The sequence below is a fragment of the Pseudomonas sp. JV449 genome (assembly GCF_032424295.1).
Classification (GTDB): Bacteria; Pseudomonadota; Gammaproteobacteria; order Pseudomonadales; family Pseudomonadaceae; genus Aquipseudomonas; species Aquipseudomonas marginalis.
Window position 1 is genome coordinate 172,237 of record NZ_VYKD01000015.1, and the last position, 17,519, is coordinate 189,755.

General features: G+C 62.7%; 13 protein-coding genes. 7 read left to right on the forward strand and 6 right to left on the reverse strand.

Annotated elements, in window-relative coordinates:
- Positions 1-154: 154 nt before the first annotated feature.
- Positions 155-322, reverse strand: a complete 168-nt coding sequence (locus F6S08_RS14645) for a hypothetical protein (protein ID WP_162844262.1) — start codon at positions 320-322, stop codon at positions 155-157.
- A 204-nt stretch (positions 323-526) separates the two neighbouring features.
- Between F6S08_RS14645 and F6S08_RS14650 the strand changes: the two genes are divergently transcribed.
- The 4 genes from F6S08_RS14650 (at position 527) to F6S08_RS14665 (ending at position 9,409) form a co-directional block, all read left to right on the forward strand.
- Positions 527-2,515: an alpha-1,4-glucan--maltose-1-phosphate maltosyltransferase gene (locus tag F6S08_RS14650; RefSeq protein WP_315871794.1), complete on the forward strand. Its 1,989-nt coding sequence runs from the start codon at positions 527-529 to the stop codon at positions 2,513-2,515.
- A 94-nt stretch (positions 2,516-2,609) separates the two neighbouring features.
- The gene (gene treS / locus F6S08_RS14655; protein WP_065927838.1) at positions 2,610-5,957 is read left to right on the forward strand and encodes a maltose alpha-D-glucosyltransferase; all 3,348 of its coding nucleotides are present in this window, start codon (positions 2,610-2,612) and stop codon (positions 5,955-5,957) included.
- Positions 5,954-8,191, forward strand: a complete 2,238-nt coding sequence (gene glgB / locus F6S08_RS14660) for a 1,4-alpha-glucan branching protein GlgB (protein WP_065927837.1) — start codon at positions 5,954-5,956, stop codon at positions 8,189-8,191. Before treS ends, glgB begins: the two co-directional genes overlap by 4 nt.
- Before the next feature lie 51 nt (positions 8,192-8,242).
- Positions 8,243-9,409, forward strand: a complete 1,167-nt coding sequence (locus F6S08_RS14665) for a sensor domain-containing diguanylate cyclase (RefSeq protein WP_065927836.1) — start codon at positions 8,243-8,245, stop codon at positions 9,407-9,409.
- Positions 9,410-9,417: 8 nt separating this feature from the next.
- Here F6S08_RS14665 and F6S08_RS14670 read toward each other — a convergent pair whose 3' ends face one another.
- The 3 genes from F6S08_RS14670 to F6S08_RS14680 form a co-directional block, all read right to left on the reverse strand.
- Complete coding sequence (locus tag F6S08_RS14670; RefSeq protein ID WP_315871795.1) at positions 9,418-11,601, reverse strand: GAF domain-containing protein; 2,184 nt, start codon at positions 11,599-11,601, stop codon at positions 9,418-9,420.
- A 170-nt stretch (positions 11,602-11,771) separates the two neighbouring features.
- The gene (locus F6S08_RS14675) at positions 11,772-12,623 is read right to left on the reverse strand and encodes a CAP domain-containing protein (protein WP_065927834.1); all 852 of its coding nucleotides are present in this window, start codon (positions 12,621-12,623) and stop codon (positions 11,772-11,774) included.
- Between the two features lie 81 nt (positions 12,624-12,704).
- A complete protein-coding gene (locus tag F6S08_RS14680; protein ID WP_074846482.1) occupies positions 12,705-13,913 on the reverse strand; it encodes an MFS transporter in 1,209 nt (402 codons plus the stop codon).
- A gap of 113 nt (positions 13,914-14,026) precedes the next feature.
- On the opposite strand from F6S08_RS14680, the gene F6S08_RS14685 reads away from it, so the two are divergent.
- Positions 14,027-14,911: a LysR family transcriptional regulator gene (locus tag F6S08_RS14685; protein ID WP_315871796.1), complete on the forward strand. Its 885-nt coding sequence runs from the start codon at positions 14,027-14,029 to the stop codon at positions 14,909-14,911.
- A gap of 56 nt (positions 14,912-14,967) precedes the next feature.
- Positions 14,968-15,633: a GNAT family N-acetyltransferase gene (locus F6S08_RS14690; protein ID WP_065927831.1), complete on the forward strand. Its 666-nt coding sequence runs from the start codon at positions 14,968-14,970 to the stop codon at positions 15,631-15,633.
- Positions 15,634-15,830: 197 nt separating this feature from the next.
- Here F6S08_RS14690 and F6S08_RS14695 read toward each other — a convergent pair whose 3' ends face one another.
- Positions 15,831-16,424 (reverse strand): TetR/AcrR family transcriptional regulator, encoded by a 594-nt coding sequence (locus tag F6S08_RS14695; RefSeq protein ID WP_065927830.1) that lies wholly within the window; start codon positions 16,422-16,424, stop codon positions 15,831-15,833.
- A gap of 72 nt (positions 16,425-16,496) precedes the next feature.
- Between F6S08_RS14695 and F6S08_RS14700 the strand changes: the two genes are divergently transcribed.
- On the forward strand, positions 16,497-17,096 hold the full coding sequence (locus F6S08_RS14700; RefSeq protein WP_065927829.1) for an NAD(P)H-dependent oxidoreductase: 600 nt from the start codon (positions 16,497-16,499) through the stop codon (positions 17,094-17,096).
- Between the two features lies 1 nt (position 17,097).
- Here the strand turns inward: F6S08_RS14700 and F6S08_RS14705 are convergent, their stop codons facing one another.
- Positions 17,098-17,487: a hypothetical protein gene (locus tag F6S08_RS14705; protein WP_315871797.1), complete on the reverse strand. Its 390-nt coding sequence runs from the start codon at positions 17,485-17,487 to the stop codon at positions 17,098-17,100.
- Positions 17,488-17,519: the final 32 nt, after the last annotated feature.

Consider the following 17,519-nt stretch of genomic DNA (forward strand, 5'->3'; position numbering starts at 1 on the left):
CGCCTTATCCCAAAGGGTGGGGGGAGCATTTCGCGAGGTCAGTATATAAAGCTGGGCTTAAGCAATATTTTCTTAATAGCGAAGGAAATTTCGGTTTTTCATGAGGTCCGCTCGAAGGGCGATATCTTGTTTTCGAGCGAGCCTCCCGTCGCCGTCAGCTGGTTCTTACAATCACCGGTGGCATTGTCGTTGGTGGTTCTTCCACCGCTGGCGGTTGGGTTTCCGGCGGTTCCTTCTCGGGAATCGGCTCCGGCTCCGTGGGGGGCAAGGTCGGGTTGTCGATATTCGGGTCCGGGGTTTCAGCCGGGATAGGGATATTCATCGGTGTGGCCTCCTTTGTGCTTTGCTCCAGTGGTGGACATCCACCGGGGCCAATTGATTCCCCGCCCAATGGCGGAACATCCAGCTGAACTTTTAACCTTGGCCCAGGCTCGGACCTATAGCGGCCCTGCTCAGGGAGAGCGCTGCCGTATCGGAATTCGGATCAAGCAAAGAGCGTCCACAGGGCGTAAGGGGAAGATGCTCGATGACTGCTGAAACACTGGCTCCAGAAGACTCCATATTGCCGCTGTCCCAGGCGCTGTTGCTGCCCAGGATCGCGATCGAAAGCACTTCACCCGTGATCGACGGCGGCGAATTTGCCGTCAAGGCCGTGGTGGGCCAGCGGGTCAACGTCACCAGCAAGGTATTCGCCGATGGCCACGACAAGCTGGCCGTATTGATCCGTTGGCGCCCGCTGCATGACGAAAGCTGGCACAGCGTGGTCATGAACGACGTGGGCAACAATGGCTGGGAAGGGGCGTTTACCGTCACCGTCCAGGGCCCTCACGAATACTGCATCGAGGCCTGGATCGATACCTACGCCAGCTTCTGCTATGAACTGCGCAAAAAACATGAAGCCGGGGTGCCGGTCAGCCTGGAGTTGCAGGAAGGCCGCAGCCTGGTGCTGCAGGCCGCCGAACGCAGCGACAACGAACTGCGTGACCGCCTGATGCTGTTGCACCACGAACTCTCCGGTTTGCTGGAAACCGAGCAGGTCGCGCTGTTTTTGCACGAAGACAGTGCACACCTGATGACCCAGGCCGACCACCGCGCCTACTTGAGCATCAGCACCGTCTACCCGATTGATGTGGAGCGCGAGGCGGCGCAATTTGCCAGTTGGTACGAGCTGTTTCCCCGTTCGATCACCGACGATCCGGCCCGCCACGGTGCGTTCAACGACGTGCACTCGCGCCTGTCGATGATCCATGACATGGGGTTCGACGTGCTGTACTTCCCGCCGATCCACCCGATCGGGCGCAGCCACCGCAAAGGCAAGAACAATTCCCTGACCGCAGGCCCCGATGATCCGGGCAGCCCCTATGCCATCGGCAGCGAGGACGGCGGCCACGAGGCCATCCACCCGCAGTTGGGCAGCCGCGAAGACTTCCGTCGCCTGGTCAAGGCCGCCGCCGAGCATGGCCTGGAGATCGCCCTGGATTTCGCCATCCAGTGCTCCCAGGACCACCCGTGGCTCAAAGAGCACCCGGGCTGGTTCAACTGGCGCCCGGACGGCACGATCAAATATGCCGAGAACCCGCCAAAGAAGTACCAGGACATCGTCAACGTCGACTTCTATGCCGCGGATGCGATCCCAGGCCTGTGGACTGAACTGCGCGACATCGTGGTGGGCTGGGTGGAAGAGGGCGTGAAGACCTTTCGCGTCGACAACCCCCACACCAAGCCGCTGCCCTTTTGGCAGTGGCTGATCGCCGATGTACGGGCAAAGCATCCCGAGGTGATCTTCCTCGCCGAAGCCTTCACCACCCCGGCGATGATGGCGCGCCTGGGCAAGGTCGGTTACTCCCAGAGCTACACCTACTTCACCTGGCGCAACACCAAGGCCGAACTGGCCGAATACCTGGCGCAATTGAACGAGTCGCCGTGGCGCGAATGCTACCGGCCGAATTTTTTCGTCAATACACCGGATATCAACCCAGGGTTCCTGCATGAATCCGGGCGCCCGGGCTTTTTGATCCGCGCCGCGCTGGCCACCATGGGCTCGGGCCTGTGGGGCATGTATTCGGGCTTTGAGCTATGTGAAGCGGCACCGGTGCCGGGCAAAGAGGAATACCTGGACTCGGAGAAATACGAGATTCGCCCTCGGGACTTCACCGCACCCGGCAATATCATCGCCGAGATCGCCCAGCTCAACCGCATCCGCCGCCAAAACCCGGCCTTGCAGACCCACCTGGGCCTGAAGCTCTACAACGCCTGGAACGACAATATCCTGTACTTCGGCAAGCGCAGCGAGGACGGCAGCAACTTCATCCTCGTAGCCGTCAACCTCGATCCGTTCAATGCCCAGGAGGCCCACTTTGAGTTGCCGTTGTGGGAATTGGGCCTGCCGGACGATGCGCAGACCCAGGGCGAAGACCTGATGAACGGCCACCGCTGGACCTGGTATGGCAAGACCCAGTGGACGCGGCTGGAGCCGCAGATGCCGTTCGGGATCTGGCGCATCAGCACCTCCTGAGCCTGGTGAAGAGCAACATGTGGGAGGGGGCAAACCCCTCCCACATTGACCCGGTTCAGTCTGCACGATTTTTCGAGTATTTCAGGAGTTTCCAATGGCGAAGAAACCCAAGGCTGCCACCTTCATCAAAGACCCGCTCTGGTACAAGGACGCAGTGATCTACCAGGTTCACGTCAAATCCTATTTCGACTCCAACAACGACGGCATCGGTGATTTTCCCGGCCTGATCGCCAAGCTCGACTACATCGCCGACCTGGGTGTCAACACCATCTGGCTGCTGCCGTTCTACCCCTCGCCACGCCGCGATGACGGCTATGACATTGCCGAATACCGGGGCGTGCACAGCGACTACGGAACCATGGCCGATGCCCGGCGCTTTATCGCCGAAGCCCACAAACGCGGGTTGCGGGTCATCACTGAACTGGTGATCAACCATACCTCCGATCAGCACCCGTGGTTCCAGAGGGCACGCAAGGCCAAGCCGGGCTCGGCGGCGCGGGACTTCTACGTGTGGTCCGATGACGACCAGAAATACGACGGCACCCGCATCATTTTCCTCGACACCGAAAAGTCCAACTGGACATGGGACCCGGTCGCCGGCCAGTACTTCTGGCACCGTTTTTATTCCCACCAGCCGGACCTCAATTTCGACAACCCGCAGGTGATGAAAGCCGTGCTGTCGGTGATGCGCTACTGGCTGGACATGGGCATCGACGGCCTGCGCCTGGACGCCATCCCTTACCTGATCGAGCGCGATGGCACCAACAACGAAAACCTGCCGGAAACCCACGACGTCCTCAAGCAGATCCGCGCCGAGATCGACGCCCATTACCCCGACCGCATGCTGCTCGCCGAGGCCAACCAGTGGCCGGAAGACACGCAGCTGTATTTCGGCGACCGCAAGGGCGATGACGGCGATGAGTGCCACATGGCGTTCCACTTCCCGCTGATGCCGCGCATGTACATGGCGCTGGCCCAGGAGGATCGCTTCCCGATCACCGATATCCTGCGCCAGACCCCGGAGATCCCCGCCAACTGCCAATGGGCGATCTTCCTGCGCAACCACGACGAACTGACCCTGGAAATGGTCACCGATAAAGAGCGCGACTACCTGTGGAACTACTACGCTGCTGACCGCCGCGCACGCATCAACCTGGGCATTCGCCGGCGCCTGGCGCCCTTGATGGAGCGCGACCGCCGCCGTGTGGAGTTGCTCAACAGCCTGCTGCTGTCGATGCCCGGCACGCCGACCCTGTATTACGGCGACGAAATCGGCATGGGCGACAATATCTACCTCGGCGACCGCGATGGCGTGCGCACGCCGATGCAATGGTCCATTGACCGCAACGGCGGTTTCTCCCGCGCCGACCCGGCCAGCCTGGTGCTGCCACCGATCATGGATCCGCAATACGGCTATCTGTCGGTCAACGTCGAAACCCAGGCCCAGGACCCGCACTCACTGTTGAACTGGACCCGCCGCATGCTGGCGGTGCGCAAGCAGTCCAAGGCGTTTGGGCGCGGCAGCCTGAAAATGCTCTCGCCAAGCAATCGCCGCATCCTGGCGTATACCCGCGAATTCACCGGCGAAGACGGGCGCAACGAAATCATCCTGTGTGTGGCCAACGTCTCGCGCAGCGCCCAGGCGGCCGAGCTGGACCTGTCGGCCTTTGCTGGCATGGTCCCGGTGGAGATGCTCGGCGGCAATGCGTTCCCGCCCATCGGCCAACTGAATTTCCTGCTGACCCTGGCGCCGTATGGCTTCTATTGGTTCGTGCTGGCGGCGGAAAACCAGATGCCCAGCTGGCACGTGGAGCCGGCGCAAAGCATGCCGGACTTCACCACCCTGGTATTGAAAAAACGCATGGAAGAGCTGCTCGACGAACCGTGTCGCACCGCCCTCGAACAGACCTCGCTGCCCGCCTGGCTGCCCAAGCGCCGTTGGTTTGCCGGCAAGGACACCGCCATCGACAGCGTGCGCATCGCCTACGGTGTGCGCTTTGGCGACCCCCAGCACCCGGTCTTGCTCAGCGAGCTTGAGGTGACCGCCGGTGGCCAGGTCAGCCGTTATCAGCTGCCGTTCGGTTTTCTTGGCGAAGACCAGTTCACCAGCGCCTTGCCGCAACAGTTGGCCCTGGCCCGGGTACGGCGGGTGCGTCAGGTCGGCCTGGTGACGGACGCCTTCAGCCTGGAGCACTTTATCCGCGCGGTGATCCAAGGCCTGCAGGCCGGTACCGTGTTAAACGGCAGCGACGGCGACCTGCGTTTTGAAGCCACGCCACACTTGGACACGCTGCAACTGACGGACGAGTCGCCGGTACGTTACTTGTCTGCCGAGCAGTCCAACAGCTCGGTGGTGGTGGGCGAGAGCCTGGTGCTCAAGCTGATCCGCAAAGTCAGCGCCGGGGTGCACCCGGAGCTGGAAATGAGCGCGTACCTGACGCAGGCGGGTTACCCGAATATCTCGCCGCTGATGGGTTCGGTGATTCGCCATGATGGCGCAGGCGAGGACAACCTGCTGATGATCGCCCAGGGCTACTTGAGCAACCAGGGTGACGCATGGAGCTGGACCCAGAACAATCTGGAACGTGCCATCCGCGATGAACTGGCCGAGGCCATCTCCGAACAGGAACAGCATTACAACGCATTGGGCGAGCTGGCGGACTTCGCCGGGCTGCTCGGCCAGCGCCTGGGTGAAATGCACGGGGTACTGGGTGCCAACACGACCAATAAGGACTTCAACCCCGAACCGACCAGCGCCAAGGATACCCAAGCCTGGGCCAAGGACGTTGGGACGCAGATCGACCGTGCATTGCAATTGCTCAAGCTGCATCAAAGCCAATTGAACCCTGCCGATCAGGCGCTGGTCAGTGAATTGCTGGCGCAGAAAAAAGCCATCGGCGCGCATGTCCAGGCGCTGGCGAAAGCCACCTTGGGCGGGCTGCGCATTCGGGTTCATGGTGACTTGCACCTGGGCCAGGTGCTGGTGGTGAAGGGCGATGCCTACCTGATCGACTTTGAAGGCGAACCGGCGCGGCCGCTGCATGAACGGCGCGGCAAGCACAGCCCGTATAAAGATGTGAGCGGCGTGTTGCGCTCCTTTGACTACGCGGCGGCCATGGCCTTGAACGTACAAGGGGTGGATCACTCGCCCGCAGCGGACCAGGCGCGCAGGCGCGTGACCGATCGCTACCTGAAAGAGGCCCGCCAGGCATTTATCCAGGCTTATCAGGCCGCTGCGTCTACACTGGCGCATGACTGGCAGGATGCCAAGGGCCAGGACGCCGCGCTGACGTTGTTCAGCCTGGAGAAGGCCGCGTATGAGGTAGCGTACGAAGCGGAAAACCGCCCGACTTGGTTGCCGGTGCCCCTGCGGGGCTTGCACGGGTTGTTGAGCGGGATTACATCTAAATCGAACACTGCACGCGGTGGGGAGACGTCATGAGCTTTACGAATAAAGAACCGCTGCAACCGAAGTTGACAGCCATGCCGGCGTCCAAGGACGTCGAAGCGCTGGTGCGCGCCGAGCACCACGACCCGTTTTCCATTCTCGGGCCACACGATGACGAGCAGGGCGGCCAATTTATCCGCGCGTTCCTGCCGGAGGCCTTGAGTGTCCAGGTGCTGAGCCGCGATGGCGGTGAACAGATCGGCAGCCTGGATGCGACCCAGGTGCCGGGCCTGTTCGTCGGGCAGTTCAACACCCGCCAGGCGTACTTGCTGAAAATCCAGTGGGCCGGTGGCGAGCAGATCACCGAAGACCCTTACAGCTTCCAGCAACTGTTGCTGGGGGAGATGGACCTGTACCTGTTCGCCGAAGGCAACCACCGTGACCTCAGCAGTTGCCTGGGGGCCCAGGTGACCAGCGTCGATGGCGTAGACGGCGTGCGTTTTGCCGTGTGGGCGCCGAATGCGCGGCGGGTCTCGGTGGTGGGGGACTTCAATATCTGGGACGGCCGCCGCCACCCGATGCGCCTGCGGCATCCGTCGGGCGTGTGGGAGATCTTCATTCCCCGCCTGCAACCTGGCGCCGCCTACAAGTACGAAATCCTCGGCGCCCACGGGATTCTGCCGCTCAAGGCCGACCCGATGGCGCTGGCGACCCAGTTGCCACCCGATACCGCCTCGAAAGTCGCCGCGCCGTTGCAGGTGGACTGGCAGGACCATGAGTGGATGCAAGCGCGGGTCGAGCGACAGAAGGCCACGGCGCCGCTGTCGATCTACGAGTTGCATGTGGGCTCCTGGCAGTGCGAGCTGGACGAGGCCGGCGAAGTAGCGCGCCAATACACCTGGCGCGAGCTGGCCGAGCGGTTGGTGCCGTATGTGCAGCAACTGGGCTTCACCCACGTCGAATTGATGCCGATCATGGAACACCCGTTCGGCGGTTCGTGGGGTTACCAGGCGCTTTCACAGTTCGCACCGACGGCGCGTTTTGGCTCGCCGGAGGACTTCGCCTATTTCATCAACGCGCTCCATCAGGCCGATATCGGCGTGATCCTCGACTGGGTGCCGGCGCATTTCCCCACCGACACCCACGGCCTGGCGCAATTCGACGGCACTGCGTTGTATGAATACGCCAACCCGCTGGAAGGCTTCCACCAGGACTGGGACACGCTGATCTACAACCTGGGCCGCACTGAGGTCCACGGCTTCATGCTGGCCTCGGCACTGCATTGGCTCAAACACTTCCACATTGACGGGCTGCGCGTGGACGCTGTGGCGTCAATGTTGTACCGCGACTATTCGCGCAAGGCCGGCGAATGGGTGCCCAACCGCCATGGCGGGCGCGAGAACCTGGAAGCCATCGATTTCCTGCGCCACTTGAACGACGTGGTGGCACTGGAAGCGCCCGGCGCCCTGGTGATCGCCGAAGAGTCCACCGCCTGGCCCGGCGTCAGCCAGCCCACCCAACAGGGCGGCCTGGGCTTCAACTACAAGTGGAACATGGGCTGGATGCACGATTCTTTGCATTACATCCAGCAGGATCCGGTCTATCGCGCCCATCACCATAACGAGCTGAGCTTCGGCCTGGTGTATGCGTGGTCCGAGCGCTTCATCCTGCCGATTTCCCACGATGAAGTGGTGCACGGCAAGCACTCGCTGATCGACAAGATGCCGGGCGACCGTTGGCAGAAGTTTGCCAACCTGCGCGCCTACCTGGCGTTCATGTGGATGCATCCGGGCAAGAAGCTGCTGTTCATGGGCTGCGAATTCGGCCAGTGGCGCGAGTGGAACCACGACCAGCAACTGGACTGGTACTTGCTGCAGTACGCCGAGCACAAAGGCGTGCAAAAGCTGGTGGGTGACTTGAACCGCCTGTATCGCGAAGAGCCGGCGCTGCACGAGCAGGATGATGCGCCTCAGGGGTTCCAGTGGCTGATCGGCGACGACGCGATCAACAGCGTCTACGCCTGGCTACGCTGGAGCAAGGACGGTAAGCCGGTGCTGGTGGTGGCCAATTTCACCCCGGTGCCCCGTGAGGCCTACAAGGTGGGCGTACCGTTCGGTGGGCGTTGGAGCGAGGTGATCAACAGTGACGCCGATACCTACGCGGGTTCCAATTACGGCAATGGCGGTGGCGTGTTCACCGAGGATGAGCCACGCCATGGGCAACCGGTGTCACTGTCGTTGAACCTGCCGCCGTTGGGGGTGCTGATTTTGCGGCCTGACGGGAGTTAAAGGCTCTACCCTGCTGGATTCAGTTGTCCACGCTGGTGGCAGGGTGCCACAATGGCGCCTTTGTCATGGCAGTCGAATCAGGCGAATTTCATGAATGGCCTTGGGCATGGGCGGGATCAGGATTGCTTTATAGAGGCACAGGTGCGAACCGACCGTTTGCACCAGTTGTTTCGCCAGTCATTTGCAGCCATTTTCGGCAGCTACATGGCAGCCGCCATGCTCTGCTGGCTGTGCTGGGAGCGCTTCGATCACACGTTCATGGTGGTGTGGCTGGTGGTGCTGGGCGCGTCGTCGCTGCTGCGGGTCAAGATGTTCCTGGACTGGTTCCGCTGCCCCAACAGCGAACGCACCCCGGATCGCTGGGAGCGCCGCTACTGGGTCACGCTGGTACTGTCCGCGAGCATTTGGGGGGCTGGGGCACTCGCGCTGATGCCCCCCGATGATCGGTTGTCCCAGGCGCTGGTGATGCTGTTCACCGTGGGGATGTCGGTCAGTGCCGTGTCGTGTTATTCGGCCTATCGCTATATGACCCTGGTGTCCATCGGTCTGGTGTTGCTGCCGTGCACCCTGTGGCTGTTGTTCCAGCCGACATCGATGCAAGTGGGTATCGGCATCGCGGTCCTGGTGTTTTCCACGTTTGTGGCCAGTGCCACGCGCAAGTTGTCCGATGCACTGGAGAAAGCCTTTCGCCTGACCCGGCAAATGGAACGGGCCCATAACATCTCGACCCGTGCCGCACAGACCGATGAGCTGACCGGCCTGATGAACCGCCGGGCGTTTTTCGAACATGCGCAATTGCTGTATGCGCAATGCCGTCATAACCAGCAGCCGCTGTGCGCGCTGATGATGGACATGGACCACTTCAAGCAAATCAACGACACCTATGGGCACCAGGCCGGCGATCAGGTCTTGCGCCAGATTGGCGGGGTGATCAGTGCGTCGTTCCGCAAGGCCGATGTGTATGGTCGCTTGGGCGGCGAAGAGTTTGCCGTGTTGTTGCCCAATACGTCGTTGGACACCGCGCGCAATATTGCCGAGGACCTGATCAAGGCTATAGCCGGTTTGGCCGCCGAGCCGGTCAAGGGGCTGTCAGCCAGCCTTGGGGTGGCGTTTACCCATGCCGTGGACGAGGACCTGCACGGCCTGATGAACAGCGCCGACAAAGCGCTGTACCGGGCCAAGGCATTGGGCCGCAACCAAGTGGCCGTGGCGGAGTAGGGCGCTGCTCAATCCTTGTGCATGGCCTTGATCAATACCCGCGAAACCTGCTCGGCAGAGTAAGGCTTGGGCAGGAACTCGAAGCCGTCATAGCCATTATCGGCCAGCTCTTCGCTGTAGCCCGAGGTCAGTATCACCGGCAGGTCCGCTCGACGCTGGCGCAGCAGCTTGGCCATGGCGACGCCGGTGATACCGGGCATGACCACGTCGGAGAAGATCACATCGAAGGCCCTCCCATCGTGCCCCGCAAGGGTCAGGGCCTGTTCGGCATCGGTCACCCAGCTGGCCTGGTAGCCCAGGTCTTGAAGAATCTGGCTGGCAAACCGCCCGATCTCCAGATTGTCCTCCACAATCAGCACCCGGCACTGTGATGTGTCGTGGGACGACGCCAGCGTTTCCTCGCAGGGGGGCGGCGCTGCTTCGGCTTCGACCTGGGGCAGATACAAGGTGAATACGCTGCCTTGGCCAGGCGTGCTGGTCACATCGATATTGCCCTCCGACTGCTTGGCGAAGCCGAAGACTTGCGACAGGCCCAGGCCGGTGCCTTTACCCACCGCCTTGGTGGTGAAGAACGGCTCGAAAATGCGTTCGACGGTGTCTTCGGGAATGCCGGGGCCGGTATCGGCGAGCGAAATGGCGACATACGCCTTACCCGACCCGGCGTCGCCGCGAATGTGGGGCAACGGCTGTGCCCCGAGGACCTTCAGGGTCAGGGTGCCCTGGCCCTCCATTGCGTCCCGTGCATTGAGGGCGATGTTGATCAGTGCGGTTTCAAACTGGCTGGCATCAATCCGCGCAAAACACGCCTGCGAAGGCATCTCGACACGTACATGAATACGCGCGCCTGTGACGCTCTCCAGCATCTCGCCGATGTTCTGTACGCGCTGGCCCACGTCGAAGACTTCCGGGTTCAGCGGTTGGCGGCGGGCAAAGGCGAGCAATTGGCTGGTCAACTTGCTCGCCCGCTCTACGGTATCCGCCACTGCGCCCATATAGCGCTGGCGACGCTGTTCCGGCAGGTCTGGCTGACGCAGGAAGTCCACCGATGAGCGAATGATGGTCAGCAGGTTGTTGAAGTCATGGGCCACGCCGCCGGTGAGTTGGCCGATGGCTTCGAGTTTCTGCGACTGGCGCAGCGCGGCTTCGGCCTTGGCCAGCGCCAGGGTGCGTTCTTCGACGCGCTGTTCGAGAGTGGTGTTCAGTTCGGCATAGGCCGCCAGGCCCTTGCGCACATCGGCATCGGCACGCACGCGCTCGATATGCGCCCAGGAGCGCTCGGTGACTTCCCGCAACAGGGCCAGGTCGTAGGGTGACCAGGCGCGTGGGTTTTTGTCATGGACGGCCATCAGGGCGGTCAGGCGACCGTTCTTGATCAGCGGCATGCAGATCGTCGCCGTCACCCCAAGGGCCTGGAAGGTGGCGGACTCTGCGGGTGGCAACTCGCGCAGATTGTCGTGGATCACCAGGGGCTCGCCGGCGCGCAGGCATTTGACGGCCATCTCGCCGAACGCCGCCAGGCTGTAGCGGCCGATGATGCTGGGCGAGCCGGGCGCGGTCCAATTGTCACGAATGGTAAAGCCGTCTTCATCGGCGTCCATGTCGGCGTAGGCGCAATTGCTCACCTGCAGGTGCTCGGCCAGCAAGCGGGTCGTGCTGGTCATGATGGCTTCGGCATCGACGGCGTTGACCACCGCGTTGCCGATGGCGTCCAGCACCGCCAGGCGGCGTGCCAGGAACACCGTGGCGGTGGTCTCGGTGACGGTGTCGAGCATGCCGACCACCTTGCCTTGGGGATCGCGGATCGGGCTGTAGCAGAAGGTGAAGTACGCCTGCTCCCGCCTCGGGCCGCGTTCAATCACCAGGGGAAAGTTTTCGATATAGGTGGCGTGGCCCTCGAAGGCGGCGTTGGCGATGGGGCTGACGTCATCCCACACCTCGGCCCACACTTCGTTGAACGGGCGCCCCAACGCGTAGGGCTTGCTGCCCAGGATCGGGATAAACGCATCGTTGTAGAGCGTGATCAGCTGCGGGCCCCAGACAATCGCCTGGGGAAAGCTGGAGGCGAAGCACAGCGCCACGGTGGTCTTTAACACGTCCGGCCACTGTTCCAGCGGTCCTAGGGGCGTATTGGCCCAATCATGCTGACGTACTTGCTCAGCCATGTCGCTGCTGCTTTGCAGCCAATTCATCATTGGGAGAACACCTTGTATTCCGGAATCTTCAACGCGCCCGCAAGGATGTGGCGTAAAGCTACAGACCTGTCTGGTCGCTGCCAGTTCAGCACGATTATCCGCTAGATGGCATTTTGATGCTGTATTCGTTTGAAAGAGCGAAGGCCGGGGGGCGGGCGATTGCCCAACCCTTACTGCGTGCCGAATAAAGCGGTCCAGTAGATGCCCGCGTCACTCTTCGGGTCCATGGCATAGGCCGAGCCCAATTCGCGAAACTGCGGGTTCATCAGGTTGGCGCAATGACCTGGGCTGGCGAGCCAGCCGTCGACCACCTTGCGCGGGGTGTCCAGGCCGGCGGCGATGTTTTCGCCGATGTTCTTCGCGATATACCCGGCCAGTTCCGCGCGGTCGCCAGGCGTGCGGCCGTCGTGGTCCAGGTGGTCGAAGAAATTGCCGTTGGCCATGTTGCGCGTGTGGCTGTTGGCGGCCCCGGCCAGCGCCTCGTTCCACGACAATGGCGTGGTCGCGGTAAACGCCTGGGTACCGCACTGGCGCGGTTGCGTGCGGGCGGCATTGATCAGGTCGAGCAGCTTGCGGCCTTCGGTTTGCCAATCGCCCAGGCCGCTGGACAGCAACGGGCGGGCCAGCACGATGCGCCAGTCCTGGCCGCTGTTGCTCACGCCGATGTCGACGAATTGCGGGTCCAGCACCACCCGGCAGAAACTCTCGCGCACGGCTTTCATGGCTGCCTGGGCGTCCTTGGGCCCGGACAGGCTGATCGCCTGCACATTGACCATCGGGTACGCGGCACGGGCCAGGGCCTGCTGCAGGTCGCCGACGTTATTGGCCGGCAGCACCAGCCGTGTATCGTTGGCCAACGGTGGCAGTTCCTGGGAACCCTGGTCGCCGCAGCGCTGCACCTGGCTGCGGTACTCGTTGATCTGTTGCACCAACTGACTTTCTTCATTCGCCATCGCGCTGGCGCAGAACACCGTACTGGCGGCCAGCGTCGTAAGACCCATCATCAATGACAGAACGCGCATGGACGTTACCCTTGAGCTTGAAAGTGCCCATGATGCGCGATGTAACCCCGTCTGGCGCAACGCCTTTTTTGTTTTTTTGCCTCAACGGGTATTCTGTGGGGCATTCACGGCGCGGATGCGGCCCGTTGCCATCGCGGTGGCCAGCAGGATCAAGCCCACGGCGACGGTGAAAGTCGCATGCAGGCCGCTGGTCACGGATTGCGCGTTGGCGCGGGTGACATCCGGGGTCGCCCAGGCGAACACCGCCCCCAGGGCCGAGGTACCGAAGATCAGCCCGATATTGCGTGACAGGTTGAGCAAGCCTGCGACCGTACCTCGGCGCGCACCGTCTACATCGCACATCACCGCAGTGTTGTTGGCGGCCTGGAACAGACTATAGCCCGTCGTCAGAATCACCAGCCCCCCAAGGTAGGCGATCAATCCCGAGGCCAACGACAACAGTAATGCGCCGCAAAACAGGATGCCCAACCCGGCGAAAGTCATAAGGCGCCAGCCCTGGCGGTCGGTGAGGCGCCCCGCCGGTACACCGCTGAGCGCCGCGACACAGGGCCCGACGGCCATGGCCAGGCCCATCCATTGCGGGTCCAGCCCCAGCCCCTTGGACAGGTAGAAAGGGCCGACCACAAAGGTTGCCATGATCACCGCCGCTACTAACGCACTCATCGCGAGACTCGTGCGCAAGGGTGCTTCCTTCAACGGTGACCAGACGCTGGAAGGTGAGCCTGCTTGGCGTCGATCAACCGGCAAGTAGCGCCACGCGAGGCTGGCCGTGAGTAATCCCAAGGGCATGCCCACCAGAAACAGCGCGCGCCACCCCCATACACTGAGCAATAACCCGCCAGCGGCGGGGCCCATGGCGGTACCGACGGCTGACATCGTGCCCAGCAGGCCCATCACCCGGCCGATGCGTTCCTTGGGCACCGTGTCGCCGACCATCCCCAGCGCCATGGCCATCATGCTCGCCGCGCCCAAGCCCTGCAGGAGGCGTGCGGCAATCAGCCAGCCCAGCGAGGGCGCGCCCGCACACAGCCCACTGCCCAGCGCAAACAACAGCAGCCCGGCGAGCAACAGCCGGCGACGGCCCAGGCGATCGCCCATTCGGCCGGCCATGACAATCACCGCCGTGATCGCCATCAGGTAGGCCAGCACCACCCACTGCACGGCATGAAACGACGCATCGAATGCCTGTACCAGGCTGGGCAGGCCGACATTGGCGATGCTGGTGCCGAGGGCGGCGAGCAACATGGACAGCGACAGGCTGGCAAGGCCGCCGCGTGAAGACGTATTCATGGAAGATTCCTTGGGTGGACGCAACTGTCACAAATCTACGGCCTGGCCTAACATGGCGGAAGACGCAGGGTTTGCAGTTAATACCTGCGTCAAACGCCTGCTAAGGAGCGCCCATGCCCGACTTTAATCTGCTGATTACCCTGGATGTCTTGCTGGCCGAAGGCAGTGTCGCCCGAGCGGCCAAACGCTTGCAGTTGAGCCCCTCGGCCATGAGCCGGGCGCTGGCGCGCTTGCGCGAGACTACCGGCGATCCGCTGTTGGTCCGCGCCGGGCGCGGGCTGGTGCCGACGCCGCGGGCGCAGGCATTGCGTGAGCAGGTCAGCCGCCTGGTGCAGGACGCCCATGCGGTGCTGCGCCCGGCACACGCCCTGGACCTGGCCCAGGTGGAGCGCACGTTCACCTTGCGCACCAGTGATGAGTTCGTCGAAAACTTCGGTCCCGTGTTGCTGGCGCGCATCGCACGGGAGGCGCCCGGTGTACGCCTGCGTTTCGTCAGCAAGACCGACAAGGACAGCACGTTACTGCGCCAAGGCAGCGTCGACCTGGAAACCGGCGTGGTCGACCCTGACGCCAGCCCCGAAGTGCTGACCCAGGCGCTGTTTCGCGACCGTTTGATTGGCGTGGTGCGCAGCGGCCATCCCCTGAGCCAGGGCGACATCAGTGCCGAGCGGTTTGCCCAGGGGCGCCACGTCTACGTCTCGCGGCGCGGGCAGGAGCGCGGCCAGATCGACGATGGGCTTGACGCCCTGGGCTTGACGCGGCAGATCGGCACCATCGTCGCCGGGTTCGCCACGGCCATCGCCCTGGCCCGCGACACCGACCTGATTGCCTGCGTGCCCGAACGCTACACCGCCCATCAGCGCGAAGGCCTGTACAGCTTTGCGTTGCCGTTGACGCTGGCACCGTTCACCGTGGCGATGCTCTGGCATCCGCGGCTGGATGCCGACCTGGCCCACCGCTGGTTGCGCGGGTGCGTGCGTGAGGTGTGCGGACACTGAACGGCCTGCAACAGGTACAATCGCCGCTGCCTTGACGCGAAACCCCAGGAATCTGCATGTTCAGCCTTACCCGCTACACCACACCGTGCCCCGAGCCCATCAATGCCCAGATCCTGCAGATGGTGGTGGACAACCTCACCGACATCAGCAGCGTCGCACTGCCGCCGAGCAACCTGCTCTACAACATCTACCAATATGCCATCGGCTTTGAGGTGCACCTGTACCTGGAGGCATTGGGCGGGTCGAAGGGGATTGCCGTTGAGTTGATCGTGGCGATGCTCGAGGAGCAGGTGATTGGCTTTTGCCTGTACCTGCCGGTGAAAGATGATCCTGAAGCCTGTGGCATCGCCTTTATGGCGGTACAGGCCGGTTTCCGGCGTCAGGGTGTGGCGCGCGGGATGATGGCGGACGTGGTGGCGCGCTATCCCCATGCCGAGTTGGCATGTGCCGTGGAGAAGGTAGCGGCCTTCGAGGCCATGGGTTTTCAAGTGCGGGGTGCGCGGGGCACCCAGGTGTTGATGAATACCCGGGCCTACGGCACCGATGGCTTGATGGGCGTGTTGGATGTGGCGGCAATCTACAGTTCGCTGGAGGTACGCCAGATCCATACCTACCTGCTGCAAAAACACGGCAAGCGGGCGATGGTGGATGCCGAGAAACAGCGGGACCGGCACCTCGATCAACTGGCACGCAAGGTCCAGCTGTTTGTGGCAGGGCGTTAGCCTGGCCTGCTTGGCTTTTTTGTAGTGCTTCTGTAGTGAGCGGGCTTGCCCCGCGCTGGGCTGCGAAGCGGCCCCAGAAACAGCCCCTGAGCTGCCTGGCACACTGCAGTGCTCTTATTGGGGCTGCTTCGCAGCCCAGCGCGGGGCAAGCCCGCTCACCACAACAAGCCCGCTCACCACAGAAGCTTCTTCAGTCTTCAACGCTGTGCGCGATTGACCATCGCCAGGATGGTTGCCAGTAGTTCCTGTTGCGCTTCTTCCCGGCTGATCTCGCCGCTCGCCGCAGCATCGGACAACGCTTCCGCCGCCCCCAGCATCGCCCGTAATCCTGGCTGTGAAACCTGGCCAAAGGGCGCCAGCGCGGCGCGGCATTTGTCGAGAAAAATCGCCTCATACTTACGCTTGAGCGCTTCCAGCTCCGGCGAGCTGCTCAGTGCGGCAATCACCCCCGGAATTTCCCGGCCCTGCAATAACACGCAATCGACATAGCACGAGGCGATCACCCAGGCACGTTCTTCCAAGGTCGCGCTGCTGGCGTCGAGGGCTTCGGCAAACACCTGGGTCTGACGCGCGTCAAAGTCTTCATACAGCGCGGCGAGCAGCCCGGCACGGGTGACGAAGTGGTCGTAGACCACCGGTTTGGTGACGCCGGCCAGTTCCGCCAGGCGGCCCAGGGTCAGGGCTTCGGTGCCTTCCTCGCGCACCAGTTGCCAGGCCACCTCCAGTAATTGACGCAGGCGATCTTCACGGGACAGGCGACGACGTGGGGCAGGGGATTCAGGGCTTGACATGCTTATATACCAAAAGTAACTTGCTGGTGTTAACTTACCAAAAGTAGATTAAACCCAAAGGGAGTCAAAGTCATGCACGCACTCATCGTCGTTGCCCATCACGACCCACAATCCCTCACCCACGCCGTGGCCGCGCAGGTAGCTGCCGGGCTGACTGCTGAGGGCCACACCTTCGAAATCGCCGACCTCGCCGCCGAAGGCTTCGACCCGCGCTACACCGCCGCCGACCACCTCGTACACCACACCCGCGCCACGCCCCCGGCCGACGTGCTGGCGGAACAGGCACGCATCGACCGCGCCGATGCCCTGGTGCTGGCGTTCCCGATCTACTGGTGGTCGCTGCCGGGCCTGCTCAAGGGCTGGGTCGACCGCGTGTTCGTCAACGGCTGGGCGATCGATTACGGCCCGGACATGCCCGTGGTGAAAAAACTGCGGCACTTGCACGTGCACCTGTTGGCCCTGGGGGCGGCCGATGAAAGCGCGTTTGACCGACACGGCTACGCCAAGGCGATGCGCACGCAGATCGACTACGGGATTTTTGATTACTGTGGAGCGAAAGTGGTGACGTCGGCGTTGTTGCTGGAGTCGGAAGATGGCGCGGCGACCGCGCATCTGCAAACAGCCAGGGCGGTAGGGCAGAAACTGTTCGAGGCCGAGACGGTCGCCGGTTGATTCAACCTTCGCGAAGCAGGTCGTGGGCGTCCAGCAGGCGGTAGGCAATTTCCGGATTTTTCTCCAGGCCCCGGCGAATCGCCGCCGGGATCGCTTGCCGGGTCTTGCGGCACATGCCTGGCAGCTCGTCGATGACGATCTGGATGCCGCGCATGCTCTTGACCTCGTTGTGCCCCGGCGCGATATGCACGCGGATGCCCAATAGCTCGTGCATCCGCTGTTGCATGCGCTCCAGGTCTTGCAGGCTTTGCAGGTTTTCCAGGCGCTCGACCAGGCGTTTCTCTTCCTGCCGCGTCAGGCTGAGGATACGCAGGTCCGCGCCGGGGGCTTCCAGCAGTTGTTCACGGTCGCAGACACAGGCACCGGGTGGGCAGGGTTGGCGAATGGTCATGATCCTTACCTCCCCATTCCGACGCCGTTGAG